The sequence below is a fragment of the Luminiphilus syltensis NOR5-1B genome (genome assembly GCF_000158175.1).
In the GTDB taxonomy this organism is placed as follows: Bacteria; Pseudomonadota; Gammaproteobacteria; order Pseudomonadales; family Halieaceae; genus Luminiphilus; species Luminiphilus syltensis.
The window spans coordinates 788,898-807,079 of sequence record NZ_DS999411.1 but is presented as its reverse complement, the minus strand read 5'-3'; the positions used below and the strand labels follow the sequence as shown (position 1 = coordinate 807,079).

At 55.3% G+C, this 18,182-nt stretch carries 14 protein-coding genes; 3 read left to right on the top strand and 11 right to left on the bottom strand.

What is annotated here, in order from left to right; genetic code table 11:
• Positions 1-9: 9 nt before the first annotated feature.
• Together NOR51B_RS03620 and NOR51B_RS03615 are read right to left on the bottom strand one after the other, a co-directional pair.
• A complete protein-coding gene (locus tag NOR51B_RS03620) occupies positions 10-804 on the bottom strand; it encodes a substrate-binding periplasmic protein (protein WP_195891464.1) in 795 nt (264 codons plus the stop codon).
• 5 nt (positions 805-809) lie between these two features.
• On the bottom strand, positions 810-1,838 hold the full coding sequence (locus tag NOR51B_RS03615) for an HD domain-containing phosphohydrolase (RefSeq protein WP_009019946.1): 1,029 nt from the start codon (positions 1,836-1,838) through the stop codon (positions 810-812).
• A gap of 474 nt (positions 1,839-2,312) precedes the next feature.
• Between NOR51B_RS03615 and NOR51B_RS03610 the strand changes: the two genes are divergently transcribed.
• Positions 2,313-3,884: a cation:proton antiporter domain-containing protein gene (locus NOR51B_RS03610; RefSeq protein WP_009019583.1), complete on the top strand. Its 1,572-nt coding sequence runs from the start codon at positions 2,313-2,315 to the stop codon at positions 3,882-3,884.
• 95 nt (positions 3,885-3,979) lie between these two features.
• On the opposite strand, the gene NOR51B_RS03605 is transcribed toward NOR51B_RS03610, so the two are convergent.
• The 7 genes from NOR51B_RS03605 to NOR51B_RS15895 form a co-directional block, all read right to left on the bottom strand.
• Positions 3,980-5,671, bottom strand: a complete 1,692-nt coding sequence (locus NOR51B_RS03605; protein ID WP_050759410.1) for a serine hydrolase domain-containing protein — start codon at positions 5,669-5,671, stop codon at positions 3,980-3,982.
• 85 nt (positions 5,672-5,756) lie between these two features.
• Positions 5,757-7,364 (bottom strand): tetratricopeptide repeat-containing sulfotransferase family protein, encoded by a 1,608-nt coding sequence (locus NOR51B_RS03600; RefSeq protein ID WP_154647589.1) that lies wholly within the window; start codon positions 7,362-7,364, stop codon positions 5,757-5,759.
• Positions 7,365-7,461: 97 nt separating this feature from the next.
• Positions 7,462-9,987, bottom strand: a complete 2,526-nt coding sequence (locus NOR51B_RS03595) for a TonB-dependent receptor (protein ID WP_009021112.1) — start codon at positions 9,985-9,987, stop codon at positions 7,462-7,464.
• Between the two features lie 83 nt (positions 9,988-10,070).
• A complete protein-coding gene (locus NOR51B_RS03590; RefSeq protein ID WP_230198392.1) occupies positions 10,071-11,282 on the bottom strand; it encodes an MFS transporter in 1,212 nt (403 codons plus the stop codon).
• 2 nt (positions 11,283-11,284) lie between these two features.
• The gene (locus NOR51B_RS03585) at positions 11,285-12,157 is read right to left on the bottom strand and encodes a carbon-nitrogen hydrolase family protein (RefSeq protein WP_009021028.1); all 873 of its coding nucleotides are present in this window, start codon (positions 12,155-12,157) and stop codon (positions 11,285-11,287) included.
• A 46-nt stretch (positions 12,158-12,203) separates the two neighbouring features.
• Positions 12,204-14,084, bottom strand: coding sequence for a MocR-like pyridoxine biosynthesis transcription factor PdxR (gene pdxR / locus NOR51B_RS03580; protein WP_009020220.1), 1,881 nt, complete (start codon positions 14,082-14,084; stop codon positions 12,204-12,206).
• 120 nt (positions 14,085-14,204) lie between these two features.
• Complete coding sequence (locus NOR51B_RS15895) at positions 14,205-14,303, bottom strand: hypothetical protein (RefSeq protein WP_230198492.1); 99 nt, start codon at positions 14,301-14,303, stop codon at positions 14,205-14,207.
• A 238-nt stretch (positions 14,304-14,541) separates the two neighbouring features.
• On the opposite strand from NOR51B_RS15895, the gene truD reads away from it, so the two are divergent.
• Positions 14,542-15,516 (top strand): tRNA pseudouridine(13) synthase TruD, encoded by a 975-nt coding sequence (gene truD, locus NOR51B_RS03570; protein WP_040482302.1) that lies wholly within the window; start codon positions 14,542-14,544, stop codon positions 15,514-15,516.
• Positions 15,517-15,537: 21 nt separating this feature from the next.
• Here truD and NOR51B_RS03565 read toward each other — a convergent pair whose 3' ends face one another.
• The gene (locus NOR51B_RS03565) at positions 15,538-16,251 is read right to left on the bottom strand and encodes a DNA-3-methyladenine glycosylase I (RefSeq protein WP_009020008.1); all 714 of its coding nucleotides are present in this window, start codon (positions 16,249-16,251) and stop codon (positions 15,538-15,540) included.
• Positions 16,252-16,296: 45 nt separating this feature from the next.
• Entirely contained in the window at positions 16,297-16,905 is a 609-nt protein-coding gene (locus NOR51B_RS03560) for a pseudouridine synthase (protein WP_081443885.1), read from the bottom strand.
• A 325-nt stretch (positions 16,906-17,230) separates the two neighbouring features.
• On the opposite strand from NOR51B_RS03560, the gene NOR51B_RS03555 reads away from it, so the two are divergent.
• Complete coding sequence (locus tag NOR51B_RS03555) at positions 17,231-18,067, top strand: putative RNA methyltransferase (RefSeq protein ID WP_009020562.1); 837 nt, start codon at positions 17,231-17,233, stop codon at positions 18,065-18,067.
• Positions 18,068-18,182 lie beyond the last annotated feature (115 nt).

The window sequence follows — 18,182 nt, the reverse complement described above, 5'->3', positions numbered from 1 at the left end:
GGCTCTCCATCATGGCAACGACACTCGAGGCGTAGCCAGGCGGAATCCGTTGTCGAGAAGTATTTGGTCGTATTCCGCAGTGTCGATAAAGCGCTTTATCTCTGCATCCAGTCTTTCTACCAACTCCCGGGCGTTGCTATAGCGCTTGGAAACCGCCATGGTTACCGGCAAATGGTAGACCGATGGTGAGACCACCTTGAAAGCTTGACCTACACCGAGTTCCCGCGCCTGAAATAAAAAAGACTCACGATTATGAATGGCAACATCGTAATTGCCCGCCAGCAGTCCGCGCAGCTGTTGATAGGAGTCACGCACGAACACTCGCTGAATAATCTCGGTGCCGTCGAATTCGGGCCCGTAGGTCCAGCCGCTTATGACCCCAACAAGAAGGTCATCGAGGATTTTGAGATCACCGTTGAAGTTCAATGTGGTGTCGGCCCGAATGATCAGGTCCTGAGATTCGTGGATATGCGGCGTTTTGGTGAAGTACGCGCTGCGCATTCGCTCCCGGGTTGCGCTGAGATTTGGCTCCAAGTCAGCGCGTCCTGTTTCAAGATCCGCGATGGCCACCGGAATACTCGGTGCCTGCGTGACGTGGATGGAGTATCCCAGTCGATTCAGAACGGCGCGGGCCACATCGATTGAAATACCTCTGAAGTCGTCACCATCGCGGTAGTAAAATGGCGGGAAGTCCTCGGCAACAATGAGACGCAATACCTCGTCGCTTTTCTCAGACTGCGCCAAGGCGGGGAATATCCACAGCACCCCGGTTGCGGCAGCAAGATAAAGAAGAGCCCGTAACAAATTTCTCACCCGTCGTACTGTTTTTTTACCTCGAGGAACTGATCGAGCACCTCGGGCAGCAGCTTGACCAAATCGGGATCGAATTGTGATCCCGCATTATCTTCGATCATTTTTACGGTTTCTTCCACCGACCATCCTTTCTTGTAGGGGCGGACGCTCGTGAGCGCATCGAATACGTCTGCGACTGCGACGATCCGACCAACGAGTGGTATCTCCTCCCCCCTGAGGCCCTTGGGGTAACCTTTGCCATCCCAGCGTTCGTGATGGGTAAGTGCCACGGTACGCGCCATCTGCAACAGTTCCGAGTCGTCGTCGCCGATTATCTCTGCGCCTATCTCAACATGGCGTTGCATTTCCACCCACTCGTCCTCGTCGAGTTTTCCCGGCTTTTTCAGTACCGAGTCCGGAGTACCGATTTTGCCAATATCATGCATGGGCGCAGCCTGTAACAACATTTCGGCATCGGCCTCGCTCATTCCAGCCGCGACGCCGAGAATACGCGAAAAATTACTCATCCTTATAACGTGCAGTCCGGTGTCGTCATCCTTGAACTCGGCGGCACGGCCCAAACGCTGGATGATTGCCAGCCGCGTCTGATTGATTTCATCGGTCTTTTCCCGGACTTTTCTGTCAAGCTCGCGATTCTGATTACTGAGGGCCAGGTGGGTTGCCAAGCGCGCTTTTACTACCGGTGGACTGAAGGGCTTGGTGATGTAGTCGACGGCACCGAGTTCCAGCCCATGCAACTCATCTCCGAGTTGATTCTTCGCTGTGATGAAAATGATGGGTATATGCCTGGTGGTGTAGTCCGCCTTGAGCTGCCGACAGACTTCATACCCATCAATCCCGGGCATCATGATGTCGAGGAGGATAATGTCGGGCTGTGTTTCACGTGCGAGCTTGATGGCCTTTTCGCCGTTGATGGCAGCTCTGACTCTATACTCGTCCTTTAATGTACCTACCAGCACATCAATGTTCTCAGGCGTGTCGTCGACGGCCAGGACCGTTTGTTTTGTCGTTGCGTCTTTGGACACGATGGTTTCTCCACTTACTCATACAAACTTTTGTCGTCAGTCAGCGGAAACTCGGGGGGAGGGGGGGAGTTAACCCCGAAGCGAGCTCCCGTAATTAGTTAGCCACAGCTACACTCAGGTGTATACCTTCCGTTCGGCTTGTGAAGCACCTGCAGCGTCAATGGGCTGACAGGGAACGAGAGGGTGCGGGTATTGCCCGAGGATTATACTGTCGCATCGGCTATTCGAGTTTTCAGTCAGGTAGTGGCGCATGCCAGGCGACACTGCTGGGTTGCCTGATCCAAATATTGATGGAGGGCTCCTGTATGTTTGGCAGGTGTAGCCTGTGAAATCAGCGAATAGAGCTCTCTGCTTGGGTCGGGGTTGTATGAGGTAGAGTGGCGAGCCGCATAGAGCTAACTCCGAGCCATGTAGCCGTTGGGTCCGATTTGAAATCGTCGCCAGGCAAAGCCATTAGCACAGGGGCATTAGCACATGGAATTATCGTGGATCGGGGTCGCCCTGCTGTTCGGGCTTATCGCAAAGAAGCTGGGCCAGGCGCCACTGTTGGGGTTTCTGCTAGCGGGCTTTGCGCTTGCAGCACTCGGTGTCAATCCCGGATCAACCCTCGATGAGCTGGCCAACGTCGGCGTGCTCTTGTTGTTGTTTGCCATCGGTCTGAAGCTCGATATCCCGTCGCTGGTACGCCCCCATATTTTTGTCGCTTCCCTGCTCCATACCGCCGCCATGGTGCTGATCGGCGGCGCCCTGATCTATGTGCCGGTCTTGCTGGAAATCGGTCCCTTCGCAGGTCTGTCGCTTACCGCCATCGCCATTCTCGGTTTATTTACCGCGTTTTCGAGCACGCTTTTCGTGATTAAGGTTCTTGAGGAGCGAGAAAATATGACGGCCCTGTATGGCAGGGTCATTATCGGATTTCTGGTGATGCAGGATCTGGTTGCGGTAGGTTTGTTGGCGGTTTCGAAGGGGGTTATTCCCAGTCCCTGGGCCCTGGGATTGCTCGCACTGTTACCGATGCGGCATGTTCTGGGTCGACTTCTTGAATGGTGTGGCCACCGCGAATTGTTGGTCCTGGCCGGATTGACGCTCACTCTGGGCGGGGCGGCGCTGTTTGACGTGGTCGGGCTGAAGGCCGACCTTGGTGCTCTGGTGGCTGGCGCCCTCGTAGCCAAGGCGCCCAAAGCCAAAGAGCTGAGTAATGTGCTCCTGGGGCTAAAGGACCTGTTGTTGGTAGGGTTCTTTCTCACCATTGGTCTCAATGGGTTACCCGGTCTTGACGGCGTTGCGGTGGCCTTTGGCCTCCTGCTCATTCTCCCCATCAAGGCGCTGCTATTTCTGCTGCTGCTGATGGCGTTTGGTCTGCGTGGACGCAGTGCCATGCTCGCGTCCCTGGGCCTCACGCCGTATAGCGAGTTCGGCCTGATTATCGCGGCAATGGCGGTTTCAAAGGGCTATATGGATGCGTCCTGGATGGTCACCCTTGCCGTGGCGATGGGGATCAGCTTTGTTCCCCTGTCGATGCTCAACGACCGCGCCTTCGATCTTTATCGTCGACTGCGCCAGCGCCTGAATCGACTTCAGCGTGAGACGCTTATTCGCCCGGAGCGCACCGTGGCGATTCCGGAAGCCACGGCCCTGGTCTTTGGAATGGGTCGGGTCGGCGCCAATGCCTACGACACTGTCCGCACGCAAGTTGGCGATACGGTGGTCGCTTTTGATGTGGATGAGGACGTTGTCGCTGAGCAGCAGAAGGCGGGCCGGCGAGTCTATGAAGAGAGCGGCACCGACGCGGATTTCTGGGAACGCCTGTCGGTCGATCGAGCCCAGGTAACACTGGTTATCCTCGCGATGCACAGTCACCAGGAGCATCTCGTCGCCATCGAGCAGCTTCGCCTTGAGGGCTTCACGGGTTTTGTCGCCGCCACAGCGTATTTCGACGACGACGCTGAGGCACTTCGCGCGCAGGGTGCCGATTTGGTGTTCAACATCAATCGGGATGCAGGGCCGGCCTTGGCGAGTGCCGCCATGGCGCGAGCAGGGCTGTAGCTAACGGCGACGCCGCACCGAACTGCGGTGCCCCAATTGTTGACCAGACCTCTGGTAATTGTCGAAATAGCAAACAGCGGACTCCAACTCGGCGATTACAACGCAGGAGCAGAGTCGCACAGTGGAGTAATCTGGTGAGCCGCTTCTCGTCCACTCTGCCAGCGAAAGACATAGCCGTCGGAGATGTAATAGTAGATGACCCCGTTTGGGAACATCGCCACGGTAATACCACTGACCCCCGACATGAATGGTACCCATAGCGGTGTAGGGCAACCCAGTGAGTCAGCTGCATTGAATGCCCAAAACCCATTGTTATAGCGCAGTGCTTCGCTACCAGCAGTGAGGCCAATGTCGGTTGGATCGCGCTGCAGCGACGCACTCAGCATGGCCTTATCCAACTGAGCCTGGCCCGCGATGTGCCCGCCATGATTAGCCAGCCAATCGGCGAGACGCACGAGGTCATCGGCCTCCACCGTTAGCCCGTAACCGGTGAATGAGTGCGAGGCCTCATCATAGGTTCGTTTACTGTCATCGAGAAGGGGACTCAATTCAAGCTTCCGCCACAGTGACGTGGCGAGGACCGAGCGGTATAGATCGGCTTTGGGCTCGTGCTTGTTCAGGAAGGCCTGCAGCGCCGCACCCAGCACGTAGGTGTCCGATGTGTGATAGACAAACTGTGTTGCGGGTGTTGTTTGCCGTTGGAAGTAGTTGCAGGCAAAGGTTAATTTCTCCCGATGTGTATCGGCGAATATGAAATTTTCGTGTTCCTCTGAGGCCTCGTCATCGCCAGCAACGGCTGACACATAATTGCCCGTTGCCATATCGAGGGTGTTCTCAATGGTCACCCCACGCCAATGTTCAGAGTCACATTCGGGAAGCAGAGACGAAATCGTCTGCTGCGAGAGCTGTGGATAGACATGCTGCATACGTAGGGTAGCGACAGCTGCAAAGAGGGACTTCGCGACGGAGTAGGTCGGTATGGCAAGCGCATCACAGTACGGGTACGGGCCCGCGCGCGTGAAGCAATCACTGCGGTAGTGCACGCCGTTGACGACCATACCCAGCACTGTCGTATCCTTTTTCGCGATACCGTCAGCGGTGGCCAGGTTTTTGGCGTCCACGCCTGGGTAGTCTTCGGCCAATTGATCCAATGGGCGCACAGGAAGTCGATTGCCGCGATGCTCGTACAAGCGCCGGAATTGCGCTTTGGCCTCGACTGTTCCTGCAGTAAATAGTGCCGGTGCAGTTCCCCAACCGTCGAATTGAAAGTAGCCACAGGTCTCGCTGCTGAATTGATACGAAGCTTGTGAAGCTCCGCCCTCGTTGTTCATTCGCCAGGTGAGCACTCCGTTGTGCGTGCAATTTCCAGCGCGCTCCTGAAGCGAAAAGGGTATGGAGGCAAGGCTCCAGCCCTGATCACTCGGATCACTCCATACCTTACCTGGCTGTAAAATGAGCTCCCAATAAGGATGTGAGCTGCGTTGTACACCCTCAGCCAGTGGCAGGAGATCGCTGCCTTGCTGGGAAAACTGGAAGCTTATATTGGGTAGCTCATGCAGCATCGCACCCACCGATAGCTCCCGGTTGTAATAGTCCGCCCAGATTCTGAAACCGCCATTAAACCGTGGGGATTCCAGAGTCAGCATGCCAGATAAACGCGTCTTGGGAGCGCGAGCACCGGGGGGCATGGCAAAGTCGCGCATTGAACGGAGTGACGCGTTCCCGAGCTCGGTGGCGAATGATGCGCTGTTGGGGTCGGCGGGAATGGTCGTTTTGGTGGAATCCACTGTTGTGTCAGCTTGTGCCATCGGAAGTAGAGAGCAAAGCGTAAAAAAGAGGGAAAAACACCATCTGGATTGATCGCTTATGGACTCAGGATACATCGATACCGGCGTCCTCGAAAATGCGGACGAGTGGCGCCAGCTGCTCTCGATAAAGCCGCCATTTGCCAACAGAGCTTTGGTAAACGGGTTGGCGTATCTGCACGGTGCTGGCTGTCACAGAGGCGCTTTTATTGTTGTAAAACTCCAGACACTGCTGCTGCCAATCGAGCCCACAGAAAGCCAGAAGCTCCCGTGATTCGTGTTCAAAATTATCAACCAGCGTCTCGTACTGAACGCTGTGTACAGCGCCAGGGTAAACCGAATCCCAATGGCTCATGAGTTGATGGTAAGCAAGGTAGTAATGACCGAGCTCCTCGAGGTCGTAGGAAAACGGGTAGGCATCTACAAATAGCTGCTTATAGATCGCGTAGCAGGTATCCAGCGGATGGCGCCGAAGGCTGATAATTTTTGCGTTGGGCAGTGCGAGTTTAATCAGCCCAAGATACAAGTAGTTAAGGGGCATCTTGTCGATAAAGCGCGGCGTGTGTCCGGTAAAAGGGCGAGTACTCTCAATGTAAGCATCGCCCAGTTTGCGAAAGTCGAGCGACGCGGCAGCCCGCACAAGGGCGTCACGGTCCCCGCCCGAAGACAATCCAGCCTGCTGCGCAGCTTTTGTCATCTGCAGGGCAAAGTTGTTGAGTTCTCCGGCGGCAAAAACCTCTGAGTGGCTCGATAACACCCGTTCAACCAACGTCGTGCCCGTGCGTGGTAATCCCAGTACAAAAATCGCCTCGGTATTGTCGCTACCGGTTGTTGCGGATGATGCACGCTCTGCATTAAAGATCTCAGTAATACTGACCATGGTGTCAATATCGCGATTGATGTCGTAGCGCATATTGCGCCGCTTCAACGTCGCGCCGCGGTTGAGATACTGAAAAGAGCGTTCGTACTCCGACAGGTCTTCCAGCTCCTTGGCGAGAGCAAAACACACCTGCACCTCACCGCGAGTCTCACGTATACCGCGCTCTAGCACGTGCTCCAACTCATCGACATGATTGTCAGTATCGGTCTGTCGACGCAGCTCCGAACGTATTTTATAGGCCTCATAGTCCTCTGGATTTAAGGCTACGGCTCGATCGAGGTTATGTTCTGCGGCGCTCACGTCACCGAGGGAGCGCTGAAGTGTTGCCAGGTTGTAGTAATGCTTTGCCTCGCCAGGATCTAGTTCAACCGCTCGCTGGTAAAGCGTTAAGGCCTGCTCGCGTTGTCCAACCTGTGTCATGAGCAGGGCGAGGGTCGAATACTGGTAAATACCTCTGAGAACCCGGGACGCGAGAACATCGATGAGGGGAATCAGCTCATCGCTGCGGTTGAGTCGCGCAAAACACTGCGCCCTCTGAAGCAACCAGGCCGTATGGTCTGGCTCCAGCTCCAGCGCCTTATCGATGGCTGTGAGCGCCACCGCAGGGTTGTTTAATTTAAGTGCAAGGCGACTGGCGGTGTGCCAGCCCGATGCGTACTTCGGGTATGTTTTATTCAGCTGAGAACAATGCTGCAAGGCTTGTTTTCTGTTGTCCGCGCGCATCAACTCCCAGACACGTATTTCTAGCGCTTTCATGGCGTTAGGGTGTGTACCCTGAGGTTCGGTTGACGTCATAGTCTTTGCATTATTGGCCAGAAGCTCAATAAAACCAATGTGCGCATCCAGCGACTCTCCGATGATTGCACCAGAGAGTCGACGTGGTCGTTGGGGTCTAGAAGCGGTACCCGAGTCTCAGACCGATGGTGCGCGGTTGCACGATGAATTGTCGATTGCCATTGCCATACCAGTTCTCGAAAGTACCGGTGTCAAAACTCCAGTTGCTGCGCGGGAAGCTACCAGTGGGAGCTGCCTCGTCGGTCAGGTTGCGCACATAGAGAGTGGCTTGCCAGCTCTGGGTCTGCAGCGACGCCGTTGCGCCTAGCAACCAGAAATCATCAAACGTCTCATTCTCCGGACTTGACTGGTTAATAAAGTTCTCTGTTTTGCTCTGATAGTAGGCATTGAATGCGGTCACCAAGTCCATGTCCCCAGTTATTGACCATCGATTGTCAATGTTGAAGCTCAAGGTGTTCTCCGGCGCCCCCGGTAACTGCGCGCCCTCGGAGGCCACTACGCCACCTGTTTGCGGGCTGATGAAGTCCTTTTCGAGTTCTGCAGATACATAGGTATAGCCCAGTCGATAGTGCAGGCTGTCGGTGAGATAGCCCTCGAGTTCGAGTTCCACGCCAGAGGTGGAAGCTTGGTCGCCATTTGCCGCCAGGAAAAATCCGTAGAACGACGAGACCGTGTTCAACTGCGGATCTTGCCAATCGACATAGAATAGCGACGCCGTGTAGCGAAGACGAGGATCTCCGCCTTTGATGCCTATCTCGTAGTTATCTACAGAGTCTGATTCGAAGGTGCGAATAGCTTCTGCGTTGGGTTCGCCAAAGGGGTCGCCGTTCTCTAAGCTCGGGACCGCCTGTGCACCGCCGTGCCGATACCCCTGGGAAAACGTACCATAGACCATCGTATCTTCGTTAAGGTCCCAGGATGCGTTAAGTTTAAACAGGATATCGTCATCGTCGTCTGTAGATTGCGGCGCCATCGGTGACGTGGATCCCGGCGGTAATGGAAAGCCGAGAATCGTGTCGTTTACCGTTTCGTTATCGAACCAGCGCACCCCGCCGGTGACTCGTATGCTTTCGGATAAATGAAAGGTCAGCTCACCATAGACAGCGAGCTCTTCATACTTGGTATCGCGGACATACTCAAAATCGATCTCGCTCAAATCACCTTCGTAAAAACGAGGCCAGAAGCCGCCATAAATACCTCCGGTGGTGCAGACGGGATCTCCCGTATTACGACAGGCGTTCTTGAATAGGTTCATACCAGGATTGTGGCTGAGCTGATAGACACTGGTGTCCTGGTCAATGTAGAACACGCCGCCGATCCAGTCGATGATGCTATCAGAGCTATTGGATACCAGTCGAAATTCCTGAATCACCGCTTCGTCGTCGTAGCCACGCTCGGCACGCTGAATCGGCCGCGGCCACTCACCACCATAGAAGAGCGAGTTCCAGTCCCGGCTGGTGCCATCAACTTCACCACCGCTCGACCAGAGCCCACCGTTATCACTCTCACCCACGCCTTCGTTGTCGTAGGTGGAGGTGGTTGACGTGAATGTGGCAAAGCCCAAATCCCACTCTACGTCGAGACTTGCCATATCAACGTCTCGGGATGAAGGCTCGAGGATCACTTGACCGCTGTCATCGTCGCCATAGGCAAAGGCCAGCTCGGAACCCGCGGGCTGATTATTGTCGCCAAGTGTGGTGGAGCGGCGCGCGCCCACTTCGTCGCTCTGTGCCTGGTAGTTAAGCTGTATCGACAGGTTTTCTGTTAATTCACCGCGCAGTGAAAGACGATAGAAATCGATCTCCACATCGTCAGCATCGTCTACGGATTCGAAGCAGCCTACGTTGAATAGAACCGCGTTGTCTGATGCTGCTCGCGGGTCAACACAGTCTCCATTGACATTAACCAGCGGTTCGCGAAACTCGTTCAACTGATAGGCATTGACGTAATCAATGACGCCATCATCGTCAATTCGGCTGTAGGCGGCGCGTAACGCGAAGGCATCACCCAGCGGGATGTTCACCATCGCATCGATGCCGATATTTTCACCCGAAGAGCCAGATGTCTGCCCGTAGTCCACTTCCAGCTCGGCATCGAAGGCTTCTGGATCGGGTCGGTTGCCGATGTAACGCACTGTACCGCCAAGAGAACCTGACCCGTAGAGAGTACCTTGCGGGCCACGCAATACTTCTACTCGCTGGATATCCTTAACCAGAAAATTCGCGAACAGTGGTGTGTTGTCGTAATAGGTGGCGACCGTAGGCACGGCGTTGAGCATGATGTCACCGTTTGCGCCGTTGTCCACATTGAGGCCACGAATAACAATGCTGTTGACCGTGCCGCCGTTGCGGTAGCCACGATCAACGACCGTGATGCCGTGCATCGCTCTAAGCACATCGTTCTGGTTGACGGCGTTCAGCAAGTCGAGGCTTTCACCGGAGATTGCCGAGATATTGTAGGGAATATCCTGCACGCTGGTTTCGCGCCGGGTAGCAGTCACAAGGACTTCTTCAATCGTGTATGACCCGTCTTCCTGGGCTTTTGGTGCGGCTGGCAATGTGATGCAGGCCGCAGCGACCGCGATGGCTAGTGCGTTACGTCGTAGCGTACAAGTGTTTTGCATCGGTCTTTCCCCAATCTTTTAAGATGTCAAAAAAAAGTACCGCAAAGCACCGCGTGCGCGTAGAGCCAGTCACCACATGGTTGCTAGTCCAGATTAGCGGGGCTTGCACTGGGGGCGCGGGGAGTAATGGTTTCGGGTGTGTCTTTGATACGAGCTGGAATGAGTGACGCAGCGGCGCTAATCGCCAGCCCAACTACTGCAAGGTAGATAAGTAGTGTGTAGTTGTTGTCACCAAGCAAAAAACCACCGACGAGAGGGCCGGTGGCAAGGCCCATCTTGGAGGCAAATCCACCCAACGCGGCCATTTGGCCGGTGCGGTCAAACGCTGAAACAAGGCCGAGAAGATACGACATGACAAAGGCCCAGGTAATGCCAATAACTGAGTTGGCAAAGAAAAATATACTTTTGCTTTCACTGAATAACAGTGCCCATGTCGCCCCGAGGGTCAGGACAATACCGGCAGCTAGAGGCAGAAAGCGGCCAAAACGGGTATGGAACACAATGACCAGTGCAGCGCCTAAAAGACCAACCCAGCCTGAAGCGGCCAGTACGACGGTAATGAAGTCCAATGTAAGACCAGAGTGCTTGCCGAGACCGATGATAAAGGCGAAGAGACCGTTGTTCGCAGCCTGAAACAGAAATATAGAGATTAATACGAGCGCAATTGGCAATCCCGGCAGGGACGATGGGGCCTTGTTTTTTGGCGTCTTACTTTTCTCGTCTACGGGATACTGATCAAGGAAGGGAATCATTGTTAGTGTCGCGAGACTGAACGCGATCAGGGAAAAGAACAGAACATCGGTGCCAAAGATCGGTACCAGACGAGGAATAAAGAGGTTGCCAACACCACCGAGTCCGAATTGTATGAATAGCAGTACACCAAAGGTACGATCGGGATTTTCTGTTCTGGCAATGACGGAGAATCCCGTACCCACCAGCGCTCCACCAATGAAGCCGTGAGCGAAGCGAATGGCGATCATGGCGTCGGGCAGTGACACCAGCATCGAGAGCAGATCCATAGCGATCAATGCAAGGAGTAGCCCGTAGGCGACTGGCCGCCAGCGCAGGCGACGGATTATGAATACGATAAGCAAGGCACCTACGGCGGCACCGTAAACATTGGCAGATGCAGCGAAGCCCGCTTGGCGGTCCGTGAAGTTCAGCCCTTCTTTAAGTCCGTCAACGATCGCGGGCATGATGTTGACGTAAAAAAGACCCGCGGTTGCCAGGAAGGCAAGGAATACCCGTGCGGCCATACCATTTTGCACCGCGACCCAGCGCGGTCTTGATGACACGGTCACTCCCGCGTCTTCCGGCCCGTTTCTGCCTCGGCTACCTTGATAGGCCCCAAGGCATCCAAGGCTGGTGAGGAGTAGCTCTTCTCATAACAGGGGAAGGGCACGGTTGAGTCCCGAAAGCTTTTCAGCGGTTGCCCAAGGCCATGCCAGCCATTTGCCCTCACATCGCGGACGTAGCTGAGGTCAAGTCGTAGCGGTATGATTTCGCGGTCCCTGCCTGCGCAGTGAATCACTTCGCCGCCGGGTCCAGCCACAATAGATTGGCCAACCCCCAGTGGGCCTGCGACATTCACATCGAAGAAATAGCATTGATGACTTGCGGCGTGGGCGCGAACCATACACTGCTCAACTTCGCGGTCGATGGTGCTGGTGAGCGTCGGGTGAATGATTACCTCGGCCCCCATGCAGCTTAGGGCACGAAGTGTCTCCGGGAACCACATGTCGTAGCAAATAGAGACCCCAAAGCGGCCTACGCCGGGCACATCAAAAACAACAGCTTCGGTGCCGGGCGTAACTCCATTTTCGTAGGGAAGCCAGGGGAACTGCTTTCGATAGCGAGCAATAACTTCGCCGTCCGGGTTTATCACCGGCGCGGTATTAAAGTATTGCCCACCGCTCTTTTCCATAATCGAACCCGGAATCAGCCAGATACCGTGGCGCTTTGCTATTTCGCTGAAACGGGCCTCAAATTCACCGCCGGGCATGGGCTGTGCAAATTTCAAATTACTTCCCAGCGCGTTCAGTTCTCCTAGCACCACCATATCGACCCACTGATAGCGTCGGGCGACCGCATCAATCTCTGCTTCAATAGAGTCGGTGTTGTCACCATTGATGGCCTCGAGCTGTAGGCCGGCAATTCCGATTTTGCTCATCTGTATCCCCTGTGGCTATAGGCCACACTAGCCTTATCGAGCGATATTACGTAGGTCCAGATACAGGTGCCGTTATAGACCAGGCGGGCAAATCTGAGGAGCTGCCGGACGCCTCGTCATCCGCTGCCTGGAAAAACGCGGAGTCGACAACTTGCCCGTCCGCATTGAAAAATCGGATCTGCTGGTTGTCGATGACGATCGAATACACTTTTCCTTCCGCGTAATTCCAATGACTCCATTGACGAAACAAGCGATCGTCCTCAATGCGCCATTGACCAGTGTCCTGCTCCTCGTTAGAGAAGCCCAACACCCCGGTCATGGTTCCATCCCGGTGGTACTTGATGGTGCAGGGCGCGCCGTCTACTTCCCGGTAGAGAATGGTTGCACCGCTGATGGCCTCAACGAGTTTTTCCCCTTTAAGCCACTCACCGGTTGTTGTGGAAAGGTGTTCTACCTGCGTCTTTACCTGCGAGCGAATTAACTCAACGAGCCGAGTCACCCCTGGTCGAATCTGTTCAATCTGCAGGCTGGTTATACCCATACGGAAACAGTTTTCCGCGTTTTCACTATCACCGTAATAGTGACGGACTGATTCTATGAGTATTCCCTGCCGGGATGCGGCACCCGCAAAGGCCTCAACATCGAAGTCTTCTGGCGTACGAACCCAATAGGTGGTGCCCCCAACTTCTGGCGAAATCTCCATGGGCACTCCACGCATCCAGTTAAGCGCATCACGCAGAGCCAAGCGCCGCTCCTGAAAAATACGACTGAGTCGCATCATCAGCGAGTCGTAGTGTCCCAGCGCGAGGAAGTAAGCAGTGGTGCGCTGATTGTTGAGTGGCGGGTGATTCATCACGGTCCGTCGCAGCACGCGGGCCCGTTGTATCAAGGGGGCGTCTGCAACAATAAAGCCTAGTCGTAAACCAGGGGCCAACACATTTGACAAGCTGCCGACATAAATGACCCGCCCCGTCTCGTCCATACTCCGCAGCGCCGGCTGGGGCTTATCCAGATAATTGATTTCACATTCGTAATCATCCTCAATAACAAGGAAGTCATACTCCTGCGCGGCGTTTAGTAGAGCTGTGCGGCGTTCCGGTGACATACAGACCGCTGTCGGAATCTGATGGCTGGGTGTGACATAGACCAGATCGCATGCATCGAGACAGCTGTTCACAACCATGCCCTCGGCATCGACAGGCTGGTGGAGCACTTTCGCACCGTTTTGCGCGAGGAGGGACCTGAAGTCGCTATTGCCCGGCTCCTCGACCGCCGCTGTCACGCCTTGGTCTGCAAGCAGATGACTGATGAGATAGAGGCTATTCTGTGTACCCAAGGTGAGCAAAATCTCGTCCGATCGCGCGTGAATACCACGTCGTGTGAGCATTTTTGTGCGAATCTCATCGAGCAGCATGGCGTCATCCGCATCACCACTGCCAGTAGACCAGGCGCCAACATCGTTAATGCTTAGGGCGAGGCGGTTGGCCTCGCGCCACTCAGCTACGGGAAACAGCGAGCGATCGAACTTGCCGTCAATAAACGGGTAGGGGTAGCGACTCCAGTTGGGTAGGTCCTGAACAAACCCTGGGCCGAGAGTCGCAGGACGGCGCGTGCGGCGCGCCCACAGCGCGGCTTCTTCGGCGTCGACAATAACTCGTGGGCTGCTGTCTTCAACGCGCATTTTGGGTATGACGTCGCTGACAAAAATACCACTACGCGACCGGCTGAGCAGATAGCCTTCGGCGATCAGTTCCTGATAGGCGTAGACAACCGTATTGCGCGCGACATCGAGTTGCTGCGCTAACTTTCTACTCGAAGGGAGTTTCTGACCGGGGGCAAGGGCGCCAGACAGAATGCCTTCTACCAGTTTTTGCCGGATCTGGTTCTGCAGGTTGAACGCGCTGTCGGGATCCAGATAGATCAGCATTTCAGACACGGAAGCAGTCGTTAACGCGGTAATTGAGCGTAGATAGTTCGTTGCAGGGACATGGGTCAGCCTAAAGGGGAGTCACGATTTAACTATATTAGCAGTGAATTTCAGTTCGATTCATCCGGCATTCGCATATCTGCAGCGGTTGATCATACGATCGGCTTCGTCCAACACGAGGGTCTTGAGGTCTTCCAGCTTGTTTGTGCCCTTCTGCAGATGATCCTGGGTGCCGCCGCACGTGCCGACAACGATGTGATTGTGACCTAGTGCTCGGAACGGTAGGGAAGACGGACCTTAACGGAGGTTGTCCGTTTCTCATGGATTCTGTTCTGTCGCGCTGTCCGCTGGGTGTGATACAAGAGCGTGCTCAGCGAGCGTGCCGACGCGCCTTTCGGCAGTGTCAGCACGCACTTTGCTGCTGCGGCCCAAATCCGAAGACGTGATTAAACAGATAATGAACGCGAACTCACTGCCAGACTGGACGCGCGCCTTTGGGGAACCACTGCTGTCCGTGCGCCTGCGTTTCACACCCGAAGATTTTCAGGTTACCGAGCACCTTGGGTGGGAGCGCAGTGGTGATGGTGAGCACGATTACCTGTTTATCGAAAAGACCGGCGCCAACACAGAGTGGGTCGCGCGACAGTTGGCACAACACGCCAAGGTGCCGGTTCGGGATGTGGGCTACGCCGGCCTGAAGGACCGGCATGCGATCACTCGGCAGTGGTTCAGCGTGCCTCGCTGGCATGCTCCCGACTGGGGTCTGTTGAAGGTGCCTGGTGTGTCTGTCACTGCGTGCGAGCGGCACCTGAGAAAACTCCGCCGGGGTGCCCACAAGGGCAACGAGTTTCAGATTGTATTGCGTCTTGAATCAAAGCCGGATGTTGATGCATGGGCCCAGCGTATAGCGCTTATACGCGCGCGGGGCGTGCCGAACTACTTCGGCGAGCAACGCTTTGGGCGCGGTGGGGGCAACCTGCGACTTGCCGCTGATTGGGCGGCGGGAAAACGCCTGCCCAGAGACAAACGCGGTATGGCGATCTCGACGGTTCGGTCGTACCTTTTTAATGAGGCGCTGTCTCGTCGGGTGGAGGCCGGTACCTGGAGTCAATTCGTTGCGGGGGATATGGCCAATCTCGATGGTTCCGCCAGTGTGTTCGAAGTGGCTAGTATTGACGATGAGCTGCGCCGACGATGCAGCGAAATGGATGTGCACCCCGCCGGTATTCTGGCGGGGGAGGGTTCCGAGCTTGGGCCTGAGGAGTGGCAGAAGGCCTTGAGTAAGGGCCGTGTCGAACCGGGCACCCGGAGTCTGCGCTTGCCGGTGCGAGATATTGTCAGCACGCTGGAGCCTGAGGGCATTGTCTTGCGCTTTAGTCTCGGTCGGGGTGCCTACGCCACTGCGGTATTGCGCGAGTTGTGCAGCTGGTAAGGGTGAAGCGCTCTCTCGGTGTCATTGGTTATTGCTGGTTGCCACACCCCCGCGATTCTGACCGATACCAAAAGAGACGATCCGGCTGAGTTCCGACAAACTTCTCCCGGATTGATGGCGCAAGTCGTTGAAGTAGTTTTGTGCGGCCTGTTGCGCCCGGCGGCTGCCAATACCAGAATCGACGATCTCATGATTGCGTAAAAATGCCTCAACATCAGCCGTCAGCAGGAAGGTATCCACACCCAGTGTCCGCAGGGCATAGGGGCCGGTGTTACCGCCGAGGCGACTACCTTCTCGCTTGAGGTATTGCCAGAGGCTGACAACATCGTCACTGGGCCAGTCGGCTATGAATTGGCCGAAGCTTTTGTCCTCCCGACGCTCGGTTTCAGCAATCATGGCGGCATTGTCCAGAACGGTCCGAACCTTGTTGTAGTTGCGGATGATCGCCGGATCCTGTGCCTTACGATCGAGCATGTCCTCGGGCATCATCAGTAGCCTGGGTATATCGAAATCCCAGAACACTTCTTCGAAGTTCTTCCATTTTTGATCCACCACGCGCCAAACAAACCCCGATTGAAAAACCTTACGCGTAAATTCGGCCAGATAACGATCCGAGCCGAGCTTCTTCAGGCGCTGTTTGCTCGCGATTCTGGGCAACATGGCTTCAACGGCGGCTTCACCGCCTTTGCGTTCGCAGGCTCTCTCGTAAAGGGCGTCGTAGTCTGGGTACGTCATGCAGGGATTGTACTGTGAATGTGGCGAGTGAACCCGCGGCTAGCATCAAGGCGAAATTTCTCGGTATTGCCCTGGCCGAAGATTGGACAAGACGTAAGGGCCGGTAGCGTAGCGATGAATACTCAGTACGCGATTACCATATCGTCCGAACATGCGTCGTATCTGGTGGTAGCGCCCTTCCGTGAGCGTCACATTCGCCTCATGGCTATTAATAAGGTGCAGGCGTGCGGGCCTTGTAGTGAGGCCTTCGTAGGCGAAGAAAATACCCGCTTCAAAACCCGCGATCTGCTCACTGGTGATGGCTTGCTCGGTCGTGACACGATAGTGCTTGGCGAATTTGCTTTGCGGCAATGAGAGCCTGCGCGACCATTGCCCGTCATTGGTGAGCAGCACCAAACCTGTTGACTGAATGTCCAGGCGCCCAACGATATGCAAGGTGTGCTGGAACGGTAGGTCGAGAATATCGATGACTGTGCGGTGCCTGGCGTCCCGGGTCGCGCATACCACGCCGCTGGGCTTATTGAGCATGATGTAGTGGGGTGTATTTGTCGGTAGGCCAACGCCGTCTACTGCAATCCTAGAAAATGGGTTGATCACCTCAGCGGCGTCTCGCGCCAGAACACCATCTATCGTAACCCGCGCTTGCGCCAGCATTAAACGTACCGCTTTGCGTGGTACGCCAGTTTGTTTACTGAGGTGTTTGTCGAGTCTTGGCACTCGGCAAGGATACATCGATCTGCAGCAGAATCGGCTAATTGCCGCCACTACCGCGGCCCAGGCGCTCGTGCATCGCGTTACGTTACCGTGTGGCACTTTCCAGAAGGTACTTGTTGAGGTGTGCTGGATCTCAACGACATCTCCCCGATCGCTTCTCGCCTCGGCCCGGGATAAGATAACGTGCGATGTGTCGGCTCGTTTCGCTTGAAGTGGTGTTGAGCTGTTAACGGTCGACAAGCTGACCTGAATATTCGGAATAACCATGCGGTTTCGTCCTCTTGCTGTCCTGCGTTGTCCGCTGGATCACCTGCCTCTGGAAAGCGAGGGCGGCGTTCTTCGCTGCGCGAATCAACACAGCTTCGATATCGCAACGCAGGGTTACGTTAATTTACTGGGGGCGCAGCACAAGCGATCACGCGACCCCGGCGATACCAAGGAGATGGTCGCAGCGCGGCACAGGTTCCTCGAAGCGGGCTACTATCAGCCGCTATCAGACCACCTCGTTCATTGGCTACAGTCCGAACTTCAGGCTGATTCGCTCGTGGTTGATGCCGGCTGTGGTGAGGGGTATTACCTGCGAGAGCTCAGGCAGCACTTTCTTGATGCGGGTCAGCCCGAGCCCCGCATCGTCGGTTTTGATATTTCCAAGTGGGCCGTTCAGCGCGCTGCACGACGTTTTCCTGCCACCTGGATGGTTGCCAGCAATCGCAATATTCCGCTCGCCGACAACTCGGTTGATGTGGTGTTGGACGTATTCGGGTTTCCGAACGTTGAAGAATTTTCGCGGGTGCTCAAATCTTCGGGGTTTTTGGTGCGGGTTCAGGCTGCGCCGAAGCATTTGCTTGAACTGAGACGAATTATCTATGCCAAGATAGAGTCCAAAGATGTCGTTAACAGCGAGCCGCCGGGATTCGCCCGCCACAGCGGCGCTCGAGTTACTTATGATATTGATCACCTGGGGTCGGAAGGTATTGGTGATCTTCTGCTGATGACCCCGCATCTTTTTCGTGCGTCGGCGGAGGGTAAGCGACGCGCCGCAGGTTTGCAGGTATTGGCCGTTACCGTCGATGTATCGGTCGATGTTTTTCAGAGGCTATGAGCTTTAGTTGCTGATCAAAGCGAGTCAGGATCAGGCGGGCCCCCGCACAACCGAGAGGGTAGCTCTTTGTCGCCGATCACAAACATCATCGGTATTGCCACCAAAATCGCAGGCA

What these genes read in the sequence shown, in the direction of transcription:
- NOR51B_RS03610 (WP_009019583.1), top strand. Translation starts at nt 2,313, where the DNA reads ATGGAATTATCGTGGATCGGGGTCGCCCTGCTGTTCGGGCTTATCGCA.
- NOR51B_RS03600 (WP_154647589.1), bottom strand. Translation starts at nt 7,364, where the DNA reads ATGACGTCAACCGAACCTCAGGGTACACACCCTAACGCCATGAAAGCG.
- NOR51B_RS03595 (WP_009021112.1), bottom strand. Translation starts at nt 9,987, where the DNA reads ATGCAAAACACTTGTACGCTACGACGTAACGCACTAGCCATCGCGGTC.
- NOR51B_RS03585 (WP_009021028.1), bottom strand. Translation starts at nt 12,157, where the DNA reads ATGAGCAAAATCGGAATTGCCGGCCTACAGCTCGAGGCCATCAATGGT.
- pdxR (WP_009020220.1), bottom strand. Translation starts at nt 14,084, where the DNA reads ATGCTGATCTATCTGGATCCCGACAGCGCGTTCAACCTGCAGAACCAG.
- truD (WP_040482302.1), top strand. Translation starts at nt 14,542, where the DNA reads ATGAACGCGAACTCACTGCCAGACTGGACGCGCGCCTTTGGGGAACCA.
- NOR51B_RS03565 (WP_009020008.1), bottom strand. Translation starts at nt 16,251, where the DNA reads ATGACGTACCCAGACTACGACGCCCTTTACGAGAGAGCCTGCGAACGC.
- NOR51B_RS03560 (WP_081443885.1), bottom strand. Translation starts at nt 16,905, where the DNA reads ATGCTGGCGCAAGCGCGGGTTACGATAGATGGTGTTCTGGCGCGAGAC.
- NOR51B_RS03555 (WP_009020562.1), top strand. Translation starts at nt 17,231, where the DNA reads ATGCGGTTTCGTCCTCTTGCTGTCCTGCGTTGTCCGCTGGATCACCTG.